This window comes from Mycobacterium sp. pR1184 (assembly GCF_041287235.1).
Taxonomy (GTDB): Bacteria; Actinomycetota; Actinomycetes; order Mycobacteriales; family Mycobacteriaceae; genus Mycobacterium.
The window spans coordinates 22,619-38,340 of sequence record NZ_JBGGKR010000006.1; the positions used below are offsets into that span (position 1 = coordinate 22,619).

At 62.9% G+C, this 15,722-nt stretch carries 13 protein-coding genes; 3 read left to right on the top strand and 10 right to left on the bottom strand.

Annotation, left to right across the window (positions count from 1 at the left end; translation table 11 throughout):
• Nucleotides 1-39: 39 nt before the first annotated feature.
• Nucleotides 40-3,633, top strand: coding sequence for a trehalose-phosphatase (gene otsB, locus ACAG21_RS12150; protein ID WP_370496358.1), 3,594 nt, complete (start codon nt 40-42; stop codon nt 3,631-3,633).
• A gap of 129 nt (nt 3,634-3,762) precedes the next feature.
• A complete protein-coding gene (locus ACAG21_RS12155) occupies nt 3,763-4,578 on the top strand; it encodes a universal stress protein (RefSeq protein WP_370496359.1) in 816 nt (271 codons plus the stop codon).
• Nucleotides 4,579-4,589: 11 nt separating this feature from the next.
• Here the strand turns inward: ACAG21_RS12155 and fdxA are convergent, their stop codons facing one another.
• The 9 genes from fdxA to ACAG21_RS12200 form a co-directional block, all read right to left on the bottom strand.
• A complete protein-coding gene (gene fdxA / locus ACAG21_RS12160) occupies nt 4,590-4,949 on the bottom strand; it encodes a ferredoxin (protein WP_370496360.1) in 360 nt (119 codons plus the stop codon).
• An 85-nt stretch (nt 4,950-5,034) separates the two neighbouring features.
• Entirely contained in the window at nt 5,035-5,919 is an 885-nt protein-coding gene (locus tag ACAG21_RS12165; RefSeq protein WP_370496361.1) for a universal stress protein, read from the bottom strand.
• A gap of 13 nt (nt 5,920-5,932) precedes the next feature.
• Nucleotides 5,933-6,490, bottom strand: coding sequence for an N-acetyltransferase family protein (locus ACAG21_RS12170; RefSeq protein WP_370496362.1), 558 nt, complete (start codon nt 6,488-6,490; stop codon nt 5,933-5,935).
• A 135-nt stretch (nt 6,491-6,625) separates the two neighbouring features.
• Nucleotides 6,626-8,275: a GAF domain-containing protein gene (locus tag ACAG21_RS12175; protein ID WP_370496627.1), complete on the bottom strand. Its 1,650-nt coding sequence runs from the start codon at nt 8,273-8,275 to the stop codon at nt 6,626-6,628.
• A gap of 244 nt (nt 8,276-8,519) precedes the next feature.
• The gene (locus ACAG21_RS12180) at nt 8,520-9,176 is read right to left on the bottom strand and encodes a response regulator (protein WP_370496363.1); all 657 of its coding nucleotides are present in this window, start codon (nt 9,174-9,176) and stop codon (nt 8,520-8,522) included.
• 139 nt (nt 9,177-9,315) lie between these two features.
• Entirely contained in the window at nt 9,316-10,290 is a 975-nt protein-coding gene (locus tag ACAG21_RS12185) for a 1-phosphofructokinase family hexose kinase (RefSeq protein ID WP_370496364.1), read from the bottom strand.
• Between the two features lie 25 nt (nt 10,291-10,315).
• On the bottom strand, nt 10,316-12,361 hold the full coding sequence (locus ACAG21_RS12190) for an erythromycin esterase family protein (protein ID WP_370496365.1): 2,046 nt from the start codon (nt 12,359-12,361) through the stop codon (nt 10,316-10,318).
• 12 nt (nt 12,362-12,373) lie between these two features.
• Entirely contained in the window at nt 12,374-12,805 is a 432-nt protein-coding gene (locus ACAG21_RS12195; protein WP_370496366.1) for an HSP20 family small heat-shock protein, read from the bottom strand.
• A gap of 309 nt (nt 12,806-13,114) precedes the next feature.
• Entirely contained in the window at nt 13,115-13,927 is an 813-nt protein-coding gene (locus ACAG21_RS12200; RefSeq protein WP_370496367.1) for a universal stress protein, read from the bottom strand.
• A gap of 333 nt (nt 13,928-14,260) precedes the next feature.
• Between ACAG21_RS12200 and ACAG21_RS12205 the strand changes: the two genes are divergently transcribed.
• Nucleotides 14,261-14,596, top strand: a complete 336-nt coding sequence (locus tag ACAG21_RS12205; RefSeq protein WP_370496628.1) for a nitroreductase family deazaflavin-dependent oxidoreductase — start codon at nt 14,261-14,263, stop codon at nt 14,594-14,596.
• 46 nt (nt 14,597-14,642) lie between these two features.
• Here the strand turns inward: ACAG21_RS12205 and ACAG21_RS12210 are convergent, their stop codons facing one another.
• Nucleotides 14,643-15,629 carry a nitroreductase family protein gene (locus ACAG21_RS12210; protein ID WP_370496368.1) on the bottom strand — a complete coding sequence of 329 codons (987 nt, stop codon included), beginning with the start codon at nt 15,627-15,629 and terminating at the stop codon, nt 14,643-14,645.
• Nucleotides 15,630-15,722: the final 93 nt, after the last annotated feature.

Below are 15,722 nucleotides of genomic sequence, written 5' to 3' on the forward strand. Positions count from 1 at the left end.
AGGGTTGACCCGCGTCGGTGCTGTGGCATCGTCACAAATGTGACCCAATGGCCCGTCACGATCGACAGGCGCTACCACGACGCCGTGATCCTCACTTTGGACAACGCGATCGTCAACACCGAGCAAGCCCGCCCACCCACCGACGTGCCACTGCTGCGACAGCTGCGAGGAATCGGCGTCGGCGTGGCGGAGGTCGGACCCGGCACGATGGCGTTGACCGAGGCGATCACCCGACTCGGGGTCAGCCCCGGGCGCTGTGTGGTGATCGCCGACAATGACTCCGGTATCCGGACAGCCAGAGACTCCGGCATCGGACTGGTCATCGGCCTCGACCGCAACCGTACCGATGGCGTGGTCACCGAGGGGGCGGACATCGTGATCGCCGATGTCGCCGAGATTTCGGTGCGCAGCCGCGACTCTGCCTTGTCGACCATCGCCGATGCCTTGCAGTCCTACGGCCAACTGAAAGAACTTGTCGTCGCCCGGCGGCCCGTGGTGTTCCTCGATTTCGACGGCACACTGTCCGATATCGTCGATAACCCCGACGCCGCGGTGTTGGTTCACGGTGCCGCCGAAGCGCTTCGCGCACTGGCCGCGCAATGTCCCGTGGCCGTGATAAGCGGTCGAGACCTGAAAGACGTCCAAGGGCGAGTCAACGTCGACGGCTTGTGGTACGCGGGCAGCCAGGGCTTCGAGCTACTCGGGCCGGACGGCACCCATCTCGAGAACTCCGCTGCCGTTGCCGCCGCTACCGTCTTGGCCGATGCCGCCACCGAGTTGACCGAATCGCTGCGCGACCTCCCGGGAACAGTAGTGGAGCACAAGCGGTTTGCGGTCACAGTTCATTACCGCAACGCTGATCCAGCCTGCGTCGACCGGGTCGTCACCACGGCGTCTCGGCTGGGACGGGCGAGGCATCTTCGTGTCACCCAGGGACGCAAAGTCATCGAACTGGTCCCCAACGTTGCCTGGAACAAAAGCGACACTCCCGATTGGCTTCTCGAACGGATCCTGGCAGAGGATCGGACCGCTGCCTCCCCCGCCGCATTGCCGATCTACATCGGCGACGACCTCACCGACGAGGATGCTTTCGATGCGGTTCGATTCGACGGCGTGGGGATCGTGGTGCGCCACGACGAGGTCGGTGACCGACCGTCGGCCGCTCGATTCAGCTTGGAAAACCCTTCGGCAGTGTGTGAATTCATCCAACGTCTGGCACACGACCTTCGAGATGAAGCGACCAGCCCGGCCGATGCGTGGCGACTGGTCTTTGACGGCTACGACCGGGGCCAAGAGCGGCTGCGCGAGACGTTGTGCACCGTTGGCAATGGCTACGTTGCCACCCGTGGCTGCGCGCCGGAGGCATCTGCGGGCGAGGCGCACTACCCCGGCACCTACGCCGCCGGCGTGTACAACACCCTGGCCGACCAGATCGCCGGCCGCAGAATCGAGAATGAGAGCCTCGTCAACCTGCCCAACTGGCTGCCGGTGACGTTTCGTATCGACGACGGCCCGTGGTTCAGTGTGGACGACGTCGAATTGCTGTCCTATCAGCAAACATTCGACCTACGACACGCGACACTGATCCGTACACTGCGATTTCGGGATCACGCCGGTAGAACGACAACACTGAATCAGCAGCGATTCGCGTCGATGCATCAGCACAACATAGTCGCGATGAAGAGCATCGTAGCTGCGGAGAATTGGTCGGGCACAGTGGAATTCATGTCGCGCTTGGATGGCGACGTCAGCAATTCAATGGTGGAACGCTATGGCTCATTGTCGAGTGTCCACCTGACGCCGGCCACCCTGGATGAAATCTCACCTGGATCAGTGCTGCTGCGGACTCAAACGTCGCAATCACATATCTCGATCGGGATGGCCGCCCGTACTTCGCTGTGGCGCGGCGACTCGCCCGTCGACGCGCAGTACACCCTTGTGCGGGAAGGCGGCCGTGGCGGTCACAACGTCCGGGTGAATTTGTCCGCCGGAGAGTCCATCACGCTCGAGAAGGTTGTCACGGTCTTCACCGGGCGGGACGCCGCGATCTCTGAGCCGGCGAGCACCGCACAGCACTTTCTGGAAGAAGCCGGCCGATACGCGGATCTTCATCGGCACCACCGGCGGGCGTGGGACCGACTCTGGGAGCAATGCGACGTCGGACTTGACGACGGCGTGGAAGCCTTGCGGATCCTTCGACTGCATCTGGTGCAGCTGCTGCAAACGCTTTCCCCGCACACCGCCGAACTTGATGCCAGCGTCCCGGCGCGGGGCTTGCACGGCGAAGCCTATCGCGGACACGTCTTTTGGGACGCGCTGTTTGTGTCCCCTGTTTTGAGCCTGCGGATGCCAAACGTGTCGCGTTCGCTGTTGCTTTATCGGTATCGGCGACTTCACGAGGCCCGACGCGCCGCGCGCAGGGCCGGCTACCTGGGCGCGATGTACCCGTGGCAGTCAGGCAGTGACGGTAGTGAGGTGAGCCAGGAACTCCACCTCAACCCGCGATCCGGCCGATGGAATCCCGATCCCAGCGCACGCGCGCATCACGTCGGTCTCGCCGTCGCATTCAACACGTGGCAGCACTATCAGGTGACCGGCGACCGTCAGTATCTCGTCGACTACGGAGCCGAGATGCTGGTCGAGATCGCCCGATTCTGGGTCGGATTGGCCACGTTCGACGAAAGTCGCGGCCGCTATACGATCCGGGGAGTCATCGGCCCCGACGAATTCCATTCCGGCTATCCGGGCAAAGAGTACGACGGCATCGACAACAACGCCTACACCAACGTGATGGCGGTCTGGGTGATCACTCGGGCACTGGACGCGCTGGACCTGTTGTCGTTGCGCGACCGACTCGATCTCGTCGGCAAGATCGGTCTGGACACAGCGGATCTCGACCGGTGGGATCACGTGAGCCGGCACATGTTTGTCCCATTCCACGACGGCGTCATCAGTCAGTTCGAAGGCTATTCGGATCTGGCTGAACTGGACTGGGATCACTATCGGGAACGCTACGGAAACATTCAGCGCCTCGATCGCATCCTGGAGGCTGAAAACGACAGCGTGAACAACTACAAGGCGTCCAAACAGGCCGATGCGCTGATGCTGTTCTATCTACTGTCATCCGACGAATTGCTGGGTTTGTTCGGCCGGCTCGGATATCACTTTGCCCCGGAGCAAATCCCGAAAACAGTCGATTACTACCTTGCCCGCACCTCGCACGGGTCGACATTGAGCGCCATCGTGCACTCCTGGGTGCTCGCCCGGAGCAACCGGCGCAGGGCCATGGAGTATTTCCAGCTAGTACTGAAGTCCGACGTCGCCGACATCCAGGGCGGCACGACGGCCGAAGGTATACACCTCGCGGCGATGGCCGGCAGCATCGACCTGCTGCAACGGTGCTACACCGGACTGGAAACACGGGACGACCGACTCATTCTCGGGCCCCAGTGGCCGCAAGACCTCGGCCCCATTGAGTTCCCACTCGTGTACCGCGGTCAGCGCCTTCATCTTCAAGTCAGCGGGCGGACCGCCACCGTGACTTCTGAGGCCGGCAACGCCGGTTCCGTCGACGTAGAATGCCGAGGCCGTGTGCGAAAGCTGTTGCCCGGAAGCACGATCGAGGTCGAGTAACCAAAGCCTCCGGGATGACCATTGCCACCAAAATCGGGCCGAAGGGCCCTGCTGTACATCAGTTGAGACTCATAACATCGCCGATGAGGCGGGGTTTCCCGCCAGCGTCGGTTCCGATCGGAGAATGCAATGAATCGTCCGCAATCATCGCAGCGGGTCGTCGTGGGTATCGACGGTTCCGATGCAGCGATCAACGCGGCCAGATGGGCGGTGAGCGAGGCGGTCAGCCGAGACGTTCCGCTGCGTCTGGTTCATGCGATCCCCCAACGGGAATCCGATGGGACCGCGCGCGATGACAGCCTGGATATCGAATACGGCGAAACAGCGCTGCGCGCCGCCTGCGCCGCGGTCAATGCGATGGGAAAGCAAGTCAAAGTTGAAACCGACCTGGTGCGCGGATCGACTGGGAGCGCGTTAATCGACGAATCTGCCCACGCGGCAATGGTTTGCCTGGGCTCGATCGGGATCGGGCGGGTCGCCCGCAAAGTTCTCGGCTCGACCGCTGCCACCGTTGCCGAGAATGCGCATTGTCCCGTGGCGATCATCCGCCACAACCGCGAGGGCGAAGATCCCGGCTCGGGGTGGGTTGCCGTCGTCGTCGACGACAAACCCGGCAACGACGCTGTGCTCGAGCACGGTTTCCGGGAAGCGCGCCTACGCGACGCACCGGTGTTGGCGATGGGAGTCTGGCGTTGGGGTCTGGGTGAAATCCCGTATTCTCAACTGGATCACCGCCTCAGCCCGTGGGTTTCTGAGTATCGTGAGGTGCATGTCCTTCCGGCTGCCGCGCGAAGCGGAGCCGCTGAATTCCTCTCCAGCACAGCCGAACCCGTACAACTCGCGGTGGTGGACAGTTCGGACGCCGACAAGGTCGCCAGTTTGGTCGGTCCGATCAAGCCCCATTTCGGACACGCCGGATGCTCGGTACTCGTCGTGCGCCCATGACAATTCGATCGTCAGTGGGCGTCTAACCGACCCTCGCGTTCGGGCATGGCGGCTACCAACTCGGTGTCGACACCGAGCGGACCCACACCGGCGGCACCACCCGGGCAGCCCAGCGGCGCAGCACGGCCTGTGAGTGGACGCCGGAAAAAGGAGGCATTGTCTTGCAGGTGCTGTAACTGGTCGGCGGGCAGATCTCCCTCCCAGTAAATCGCATCCATGCGGCAAGCCGGCTTGCATGCTCCGCAGTCCACGCATTCGTCGGGATTGATGTACATCGCCCGGGCGCCCTCATAAATGCAGTCGACGGGGCACTCCTGAACACAGGATTTATCCAGCACGTCAACGCAGTCGGCGCCGATCACATACGTCATAGATTTACGTTAACGAGCCGGCGCCCGAGAGCGCACTCAACGAATGGCCTCAACGTCGAGGACCAAAGACCCTCCCCGAATGCGTCTAGTCGCCCCGGACAACGATCACCGGAACGGTTGCCGATTGCGCGACATGAGAGCTGACCGAGCCCAGCAGCATGCCGGCAAAACCCCCACGCCCATGGCTTCCGACCACCACCAGCTGAGCGTGCTCCGATTCTTCCAACAGCCATCGAGAAGGCAGATCACAGCAGAGCACTCGCCTGACGTGCACATCGGGATACTGTTCTTGCCAACCGGCGAGGCGTTCGGCAAGTATCTCCTCCCCTTTGGCCTCGCTGTCCCGCCAGTCCATTCCGAGCATCGGAAACACCCCGACGTCGCTCCATGCATGCAACGCCACCAAACCGACCCCTCTACGTGAGGCTTCGTCAAAAGCCAATGCGGTCGCCGACTCCGAGGCCGGTGAACCGTCGATGCCGACGAGCACGGGAGCGGTGGAATCAACAGCCGCGTCGCCATCGGAATGAATGACCGCGACCGGGCAGTGGGCGTGATGGACGAGCGACGTGGTGACCGAGCCCAACAGCAGCCGGCCCAACGCACCAAGGCCCTGGCTGCCGGCCACGACCATCCGGGCATCTTTGGATGCCTCAATCAGTGCGGGTGCGACGTTGGAATAGACGACCTCGGTGCGTATTTCGGGTGCCTCGGATTCGCCCAGGCTGGCGCTGAGTGTCTTCTGGGCCTGGTCGATGACGTGCTGTCCGGCCTCTTTCTGCCAGCCGGGCATTTCGTCATACAGTCGGCCCACCGGGAAGCCGACGACGATGGGCGCAACGGCATGCATCAGCGTGATCGTGGAGTGGCGCATGCCCGCCTCCCGGGCCGCCCAGACCACCGCGGCGTCAGACGCCGCCGATCCGTCGACGCAGACCAATATCCCGTGTTTCTTTGTGGGCTCCGACATTTCGTGCTCCTACCTATGAAATCGCATTCACACCCGATGACTGTTCGTCGAGGACATCCGGTAACTCAATCTCAACGTGGCGTATGGCTCCGTAATACGTTGGCTTGCAACCCCAGCCGAGATCGAACAGCACGGTGAGCATCAGATGGTTCTCGCTCAGGACGTCTGCTACAAACCGCTCGATGCCGTGAGCCCGCGCAATGTGCGCGAGGTGCTTGAGTAAGGCCGTTCCGACGCCGAGCGAATGATCTTCGTGGGCGACCGCGACCGCGACTTCGGCAGCTTTGGCATCATCGCGCACAACGACGTAGTGGGCCACACCGATCAATCGGTCGGCGTCGAACGCACCAAGCGAGTATCGGTCATCGGACGCCTCGGTAATCGTTTGGACGAGCTGGCGGAGATCGATTTGGTTCAGCGTGAAGAAACGGTAGTAGCGCTCGAAGTCGGTGAGGCGTTGATGGAACGCCAACGTGGCGTTGGCGTCTTCGGCGGTGAGGCGTCGCAATGACACCAGCCTGCCGTCAATCAGGCGAGCAGTGGCGGAGTATTCCGCCAGCTGATAACCCATGAGTGCTCCCGATTGCCGGCCACAGTTGCTTGCGAGCAACGTTATTCACGGTCCGCCCTGTTCGGCAGGGCCGTTAGACTCCACTCCGGCGGCATTGGTCCCGCAGGCCCCTGGCGTCCGGGATTTCGCCGTGAGTCAGTGATCGGTCAGCGGAGCGGTCCAATAGATTCGGGTACCGCCATCCGGCGCGTTGCTGATCTCGCAGCGCCCTCCGACCTGTTCGGCGCGGTACAGCATGTTCGCCAGACCGCTGCGGCGCGGATTGTCAACGGGCAGGCCACAACCGTTGTCGACAATGTCAACCGTCAGCATGTCTGCGACATTGACCTCGACTGTCAGACGTGAAGCGCCAGAATGACGAACCGCGTTGCTGACGGCTTCGGAGGTCACTGCTTCGGCGTGGTCGGCGAGCTCTGCGCCGACAGCGGTCATCGGGCCGCGCATTCGCACCGTCGTGACGATGTCGCGTCCCTCGGTGAGGTCGGCAACCGCTCGTTGAATCCGATTCCGGAAGCCACCGCCGTTGCCGGCCGGCGACTTCAGCTGGAAGATGGTCGTGCGAATCTCCTCGATGATCGTCTGGAGGTCGTCGAGGGTGCGGTTGAGCCGCTCGGCAACCTCCGGCGAACGGACCCGGGCCACCGTGCCCTGTAGGTCCATCCCCGCGGCGAAGAGCCGTTGGATGACATGGTCGTGCAGGTCGTGGGCAATGCGCTCTCGCTCAGCCACCAGCGTCAGTTGGCGCGTGTTTTCGCGGCCGGACGCAAGCATCAGCGCTATCGCGGCATGCGTTGCGAAATCGCTGACGAGGTCGAGGTAGCTGTCATCGAATGGTTGCCGCTGCGAGCTGCGAGCGACCACAATCACCCCGGCAACCTGATCGCGGGCACGTAGCGGCATCAAAATAGCGCTTCGCTGCCCGACGTCGGTGAATGCCTGGATCGGGTAACTCAGCGCTTCGGTGATTAGTGGTTCAGCAGAACGGAACACCGCGCCGCTGGTGGACGCATCGACGGGAATCCGTTGCCCGATAACCTCTGAAGCGTTCAATCCCACCGCTGCGGAGATGACCAGCGTGTCGATTTCGTCTATCGGCAAATCGTCATCATCCGGAACAAGCACGATTGCCTGTTCGGCTTCGGTTAGCGCACAAGCCTTTTCGGCGATCACCTGCAACGGAGTCCGGCTGGGTTCGACACTGGACAGCAGCGCGGTGGTGATTTCGCGGCTTGCCTCCATCCATTTCACCGCCGTGCGCTCGCGCTCGAAGAGTTGCGCATTGTCGATGGCCACCGCGGCCGCGAACGCCAGTGCGCGAGCGGCCACTTCATCGGATTCGGAGAACAGCCGACCGGGCTCGTCGTGCGTCAGATAGAGGTTGCCGAATACCTTGCCCCGGATGGTGATCGGCACGCCAAGGAAAGCCCGCATCGGAGGATGGTGCTCGGGGAACCCGACCGCGGCGGGGTGCTTCGTCAGATCGTCCAATCGCAAAGCCGGCGTGTCGAACAGTGACAGACTCAGCACGCCCTTGCCGACCGGCAGATGCCCGATTTGGCGCGCGTGGTCGACTTCAATTCCTTCGTGGACAAACGCGATCAACATTCCGTCGCGGTCCCGTATCGCCAAAGCGCCATAGGGTGCGGAGGTCAACTTCCGGGCCGCGACGACGATGCGACGCAGAGTTGCATCCAGCTCGAGGTCGGCGCCGATCTCGACGATCACCTGGAGCAATTGCTCCATCTGATCGCGCGATGCGAGCATCTCGTCGAGTTGCTGGTGCATCCTGCTGACCAGCCCACGCTGGCCGAGTCCCGAAAAAGCCGAGCTACTGTCGTCGCTGGCCACTGCCTGACACCTCCGGCATTTCAGCTCCCGCGGCATCACCGCGTCGTCCACGGAGCGAAAACGCAGCGAGCAACACGAAGATACCGTCGCTCAGCATAGTCTTATCGAGATGACAACCCAACAAATCAACGCCGTCCAACCGGTGCGGCCTTTCGAGCTGCTGTAATACGCCAGTTTTTTGTTACTTCCCGGCGGTCGGTGGTGGGGCCTGTTGGTTCAACTTCGAGGCGAATACCGCTGCTTGTGTCCGCCGTTCCATGCCGAGCTTGGCCAGTAACCGGGATACGTAATTCTTCACCGTCTTCTCGGCCAGGAACATTCGCGCGGCAATCTGACGGTTGGTCAATCCCTCGCTGAGCAGCCCGAGAAGAGTTCGCTCGCGCTCGGTCAAGCCGGACAGCGGATCCTTCTGCTCGGCGTTGCCGCGCAGTTTCGCCATCAAGGCGGCGGCCGCCCGGTTGTCGAGCAGTGACTTGCCGGCACCAACATCCTTGATCGCCTGCGCCAATTCCATGCCCCTGATGTCTTTGACGACGTAGCCGCTGGCACCGGCCAGGATCGCTTCGAGCATCGCCTCGTCAGAGGTGAACGATGTCAGCATCAGGCATCGCAACTCGGGAAGGTCAGACAACAGGTCGCGGCACAATTCGATGCCGTTGCCGTCGGGCAGCCGTACGTCAAGCACTGCGACGTCGGGCTGCAACGCGGGTATCCGGACCATCGCTTCGGATACGGAGCCCGCATCGCCGATGACCTCGAGTTCGGGGTCGGCTGCGAGCAGGTCGGCAAGTCCGCGCCGAACGACTTCGTGGTCGTCGACCAGGAAAACCTTAACCATGGCGAGTCCTTCCTGCCCCTGTCTCAATATTCCACATCATTGATAATCGCCTAGATTCACAATTGCCGTCGCCGATTGACCACAAGGGCTGGCCTGCGGCGGCACGGGGCAACCACTCGTCCCGGGTGTGGCTCATATTTCAGTCGCAGAGCGTAACGTCGCAGGGCTCTGGCGCGAGTGCGAACAGCTTCTCGATGTCCGCCCGGTCGCAGACGGCCGTGCCGGGCGTCATCAGCATCGCCGCGCCTGCCGCAATGCCCAACCGGACCGCCTTGTCGAGCGGCCATCCGCGACTGAGCCCTATCGTGATCGCCGCGACCATCGCATCTCCCGCCCCGACACCACTTCCACTCCGCATCGGAATCGCCGAAAACCGTTGGTCCGCAGCCGGTGTCACAAGAAGCGCGCCATGAGAACCCAGTGACACCAAGACGATATCCGCGCAACCCTTTTCGATGAGTCCACGGGCAGCGGCGAACTGCTCCGATTCGGTGGCCAGCGGACGCCCGACACATTCGCGCAACTCGCGCTCACTCGCTTTAAGCAGGTAGACACCGGAAGAGACGTGCTGCAACCCGCCGCCAGAGGTGTCCAGAATGAAGCGGACGCCCAAGCTTTGGCAGATATCGGCAACCCGCTGATAGTAGTCGGCGGGCACCCCAGGGGGCAGGCTACCGCTGGCCACCACGAACTCGGCCGATTCGGCCGCGGCCCGCAATTCGTCGAGACACAGCGCCTGCTCGGCGAACGTCAACCGCGGCCCCGGAAGGACGAAACGATATTGCCGGCCAGTGCTGTTCTCGTTGACGGTTAAGCTCTCCCGGGTCGAAGCCGTGATGGGTATGTGCCGAAATGGAACTCGCTCCTCGTTGAGGAGCGACATGAGAAGACCGCCGGTTGGCCCGCCGGCGGGAAACACTGCCGAAGCGGAACCGCCCAGCACATGCGCAATGCGAGCGACGTTGATACCCCCACCGCCCGGGTCGTAGCGCTGTGTCGCACAGCGCATCTTTTCGGTAGGCCGAACCACGTCGACACTTGTCGTGATGTCGAGTGCCGGGTTCATGGTCAGGGTGACGATCTGCGCTCGAACCGGTGCGATGGGCGCATCCATATCCATTGACTCCGCTCGTCGTTCGTTACAACCCGGACGGGTACGTTTCCGGTGTCTCGCCGGCGATCCACAGGCTCGTCGGTTCCAACGGCTCGAGCGCTCGAGTCCGGTCGATGTGGATCATCGCGTCGAATTGGTCAGCGGGCCGAACATGGAAGTAATGGCTTTGCCGCTCCGTTTGCGGCCGGTAGATCACCCCGATCGCGCGCCCCAACCGAACGACGCTGAGCGGATCGACGGCTTCCGGGCTGAGGTCGGCCGACACCAGGAAGGAGCTTCCGCCGGTCTCGTGAAGCAGTTCTTCGATGCTGCCGTTGAGCGCGGGCCGAACAGCCTTGCGCTCCGCGTCACCGCCCCAATCGCTTGCGGCGGTCACGGTGCCGCGGTATGTGCTGAACCCGATCAGGCGTGACTCATCGCCGTAGCGCTGCCGGACCAATTGTCCCAGCGTGAGTTGTCCGTCAGAGGACACCTCGGTTGCCCGTGCGTCGCCGACGTGAGAGTTATGCGCCCACACCACGATTCGCGCAGGTGGGGAGCCATCGTGACGGTCCAGGTGCTTGCGCAGCGCCTCGAGAGTCTCGGCCATGTGCTCGTCACGCAGGTTCCACGAGTTCACCCGGCCGCTGAACATCGCACGGTAGTAAACCTCGGCGTTGCGTACCGTCTGGGCGTTTTGCTGGGCGTAGAAGAGCTCGTCCTCGGCGAGTAGCCCGCCCCGGCGCGCATACGCCAAGGCGTTGCGCTGCATATCAACGAGCTGTTCGACCGCTTCGTTTTCGCACGATGGACCCGCCCCGAAGGCCGCCGCGAAGCCGTACGCCTGACCATCATCCGCCGAGGCATGATCGAAGCACGCGTAACGATTTCGGGCCCGCATCGCCGCCTTGGGATCGACCCTGTCCAGGTAGGTCACCACTTCCTGCATGGATCGATGCAGGCTGTAGAGATCAAGCCCATAAAAGCCGGCCTGCCGCGCAGACTTCGACTCGCACTGCCGGTTGCGTATGCGCAGCCAGTCGACGAAGTCGCGAACGACCGTGTTGCGCCACATCCAGGCCGGAAATCGTTCGAACCCACGCAATGCTTCCTCGGCGGTTTCGTCCACTCCGAGGCCCCGCACGTACCTATTAACCCGGTAGGCATCGGGCCAATCGGCCTCCGCCGCTACAGCGCAGAATCCCTTCTCCTCGATCAGCCATTTGGTTATGGATGCCCGAGCCTCGTAAAACTCGTGCGTCCCATGCGAACTCTCGCCAATCAGCACGATCCGGGCGTCACCTATCAGCTGCTCCAACGCCTCTCGCGGCGGAACACCCGATGGAGCGTCGATGGCCACGCTGCGCAGCACCTGGGCGGGCATCAGCGCCTGTGCCGGCACGGCGGCCGTTCGATCCGTCGTCGGAGTAGCCAGCAGCTGGTGAACTTCCTCGTCCGTAACCTGGCGAAAATCCCAGAACGACTCCCCCACCGCGAGGAATGGAGTGGGCATACTCGCGCAGACCACATCGTCCACCAGACCGGCGAATTCCCGACAGGTAGATTCCGGGGCCGCCGGCACCGCGATCACGATGTGAGCGGGCTCAGCTTCGCGGAGCGCCTGTACCGCGGCGAACATGCTTGCGCCAGTGGCTAACCCGTCATCGACGAGGATGACCGTCTTGCCCGCCACCTCAAGCGGCGGCCGTCCGCCGCGATATGCGGCCTCGCGCCGAACCAGCTCGCGGCCTTCACGTTCGGCAACGGCACGCAACTGTCCCGGCGAGATCTGCAGGGCACGAATCACGTCGTCGTTCACCACTACGCGGCCGCCGCTTGCCAGCGCCCCGACCGCGAACTCCTCGTGCCCGGGAGCGCCGAGCTTTCGCACGATAAAGGCATCCAGCGGTGCATGCAGCGCGGCGGCCACCTCCCATGCCACCGGTAGCCCGCCCCTGGCGAGTCCCAGGACGATCACATTCGGTTGGTCACGGTAGGCGGTCAGTAGGTTCGCCAGCACCCGGCCTGCCTCGCGACGGTCACGGAATACTCGTCGCGGCGAGCGTCGGGTGATATCAGCTGCTCTAGTCATCACACACCTGCGTCAGTTCGCGGATTGCACCTGGACGTGGCGTTCGGTTGCCTTCGGCTCCGAAACCGCCACCGAAACTGTCAGGATCCCCTTGTCGTAGGTGGCTTCGATGTTGTCTTCGTCAGCGCCCGCCGGCAGCGACACGGTTCGAACGAACGACCCGTAAGCGAACTCCGAGCGCCCATCGAAATCCTTCTTCTCGGTGCGCTCGGCCTTGATGCTCAATTGCCCTTCACGCACCGTGATGTCGATGTCCTTCGCCGGGTCGATCCCCGGCATCTCCGCGCGCACAATGTAGCGGCCGTCCTTCATCTCGTCCTCCAGCCGCATCACACGGGTATCGAAGGCCGGGCGCAAGCCGGCGATGCTGGGAAAGCCCGCGAACAGTTCTGACAGATCCGGGAAGATCGACGCGTGGTGTCGCCGAACGGCAAGATTGCTCATCTCTAGCTCCTAGATTGAAAGAATCACTGGCGATTTCTATCCGACCAATCGGCCGAAATCCCGGAAAGAGACCGAAGTCCCAAAGATTGTGGGTCGTTGGTCAGCGCGCCTGCGGGAGGCGTTCGCGTCGGCGGGCAGCCCGGGTCACGCGACCCATGGGATGCCGATTCCACCACCCAAACGGCCATAGCGAACTGGCGATGATAAATGCTTGGTCGCGATTCAGCTGGGCCCGTTCGGGAATCCTGCGACCAGGGTGCTTGCTCGTTTCCTTGTCCGATGTTGACACCGTTCGTCCCCCTCCGCGGATCAGCGGCCGGGCCGCTTGAAACCGACCACAAGCAAGGACAAGTCGCTCTCACGCAAAGCTTCAGCGCCGGGAGCACCAAGCAGCTGCTCGATTGCCGCGGTCTGGGCCGCACCGACCACGATCAACTGAATGGCTTCGGCATGCACGGCGAGGTAGTCGACCAGCGACGCTTGCAGATGAACCGTGTCGAATTCGACCTCCGGATAGTTGTCCGTACAACGCTTCAGATGCGAGTCACCCGATCGCGACTGCGTTGATGTCAGAACCCGCAACGGCACGCCACGATGGCGGGCCTCGTGGATCGCCAGCTCCAGAACGTCCATGCCATCCGGAGATTCGTCTACGAACGCAACGATCGAGCGGGTATCGGTGGTGTCCGCGTCGCTGGTGGACGCCCGGACGACGGCCACCGAACAGTGGCCGGACTGTGCGAGTTCTTTCGCAGTCGAACCCAACCAGATTGTCGGGCGCATCGAGGCCCCCGTGTCTCCGACACACAGCAACGTTGTGGACCGCGAAGCAGCGATGAGTGCCGCCACCGGCTCGCCGTCGAGGATCTCCGTTTCGACCTTGACCGGCTTGCCGACCTGTTCAACCGCCTCGTACGCGTCGCGGACGACGTGCTCTGCCGCGGCCACGGCCAGTCGCGCTTGGCGTGGACTGGCATCGACATCGCGTTGGGTGACATAGAGCAGACGCAGCGGAATGTCGGTGCCGGCCACTTCGTCGACTGCCCACCGGGCAGCGCGAATTGCGGCCGCCGAACCGTCCACACCTACGACGACGGACTTCGGTGGATACCGATCGAACATGAGAACTCCTGGCGACCAACGGCATTTACATATCTGTTCAGGACGCTACGGAGTCGGGCCCCTGCCAGATCAGAGGCATTGGTCCTCACCTATGGATCCGTTCGGCGGACGAGGCGCGGTGCACATGGTTAGGGACTTCGGGCCCTACCCGCGGACCGAGCGAGCTGATCGGATGGCGTCAGATAGGTGTGAAGCGGGCGTGCAGCCGCCAGCGCGGAAATGGCTGTGCCAAAACATCATTCCCTCCACCCGATAGCGGGATAGACAGGAGAAACAGCAGTGGCCGTCCTCGACGACGTGCGGGTTTTCAACAAGCATCTACTCAATCCACTGATGCTGCATCTGGCCGGGCGAAAGCACTGGTATGCCTCGGTGATTGAGCACACCGGCCGGCATTCCGGCAAGCAGTACTCGACACCGGTAGTCACCGAACGCGTGCCAGACGGGTTCATCGTTCCGCTGCCCTACGGCACCGACGTCGATTGGCTCCGGAATGTTCTTGCCGCCGGGCAAGCGACCATCCGGGCTGACGGCCAAAGCTATCGAGTCGCCGAACCGGAAATCATCTCCGCGGCGTCGGCTGCCGCCGAGCTGCGGCCCGAACGGCGACGGACCTACGATCTGTTCAAGGTCAAGAATTACCTCAAAGTGACGTCCGAACAGATCTAGAACCACTGCACACAAAGGCTTTTGCGGTGTGCGGCCATTCGCCCCCCTAGCTGCGAACCTCCAACACCTCGTGCAGAGGTTTGCGCGGCGTCGGTTCTGGAGCCAACTCGCCTTCCGGTTCGATGCCGACTCTGATCAGGACCTGCGGGACCGCGGCCAGACCGGTCGCGAACTCGCGGATCATGTCCCGGCTGGCGTCGAGCTCCGTGACGTGCGTGACGGGGCAGGTGGCCAATCCGGCCATCGTGCACTCCAGGAGGATGGCCGAAAGCGCCTCGCCGCAGTTGAGGGCATCGACACGAGCGTCGCCGACGGTGGACAACATGAGAATCTTCGCTTGGTCGTAAGTGCCGGCAGAGCTGCGCTCGTTCGTGGGATCGACCGGGAAACGTCGGTTCACGTCAACCCTGCGGGCATCGGCCTGCGACGCCAGTGCGCTCTGCGGAATCCCTTCTGATCCTTCTTCCAGCCTTGTCCACCAGAGCAATTCGGCGTGATACAGGTCGTCATAGCGACGTAAGGCTTCGGCGAGTCGCGCCGCTTCGGCGAGTCGCGGTCGCACATCCGCGGGCAGTACATCCAAACTGACCAGGTCATTGTCGAACGAGCTTCGTAGCACCGGTTCGAACGACGCCCAGTGTTTCGGCGCACGAAAGGGCAGACGGTTAGTTCGGCGGCGCAGTATCGCGCTCGCGCGGTCACGCCGAGCCTGTGCCACAAAGTCGACCGGCACGAAATCGACCGTTGCCAGGTGGTCGAGATTGTTCGGGTTGGGAAACTGATCGACATTCGTGGCCCACCCGGCGGCGGCCATCGCGGTCCGGAAGTGATCGAGCGCGGCGCCGCAGCTGATGATCGCTTCGCGGCCCGACGTGTCGGTTGCTCGTACTTTTTGCTCGGGATCGACGAACAGATCGACCCTGACGCCATCGGTGATCCACCGCCAGGGCTGCGAGTTGTGCAGCGAGGGCGCATGGCAGGCCAGCTCGACTGCCGTCGTGATCACTTTCGTATCGGCCAGCGTCTCCGCCATCGTCGCCACCCTCCATTCGGTATGGCTACGACCCTCGTGCCCGCCGACGGCTGACGCCAGAGTCCTTGGTCCCCGACACCAGGTCATTCGACC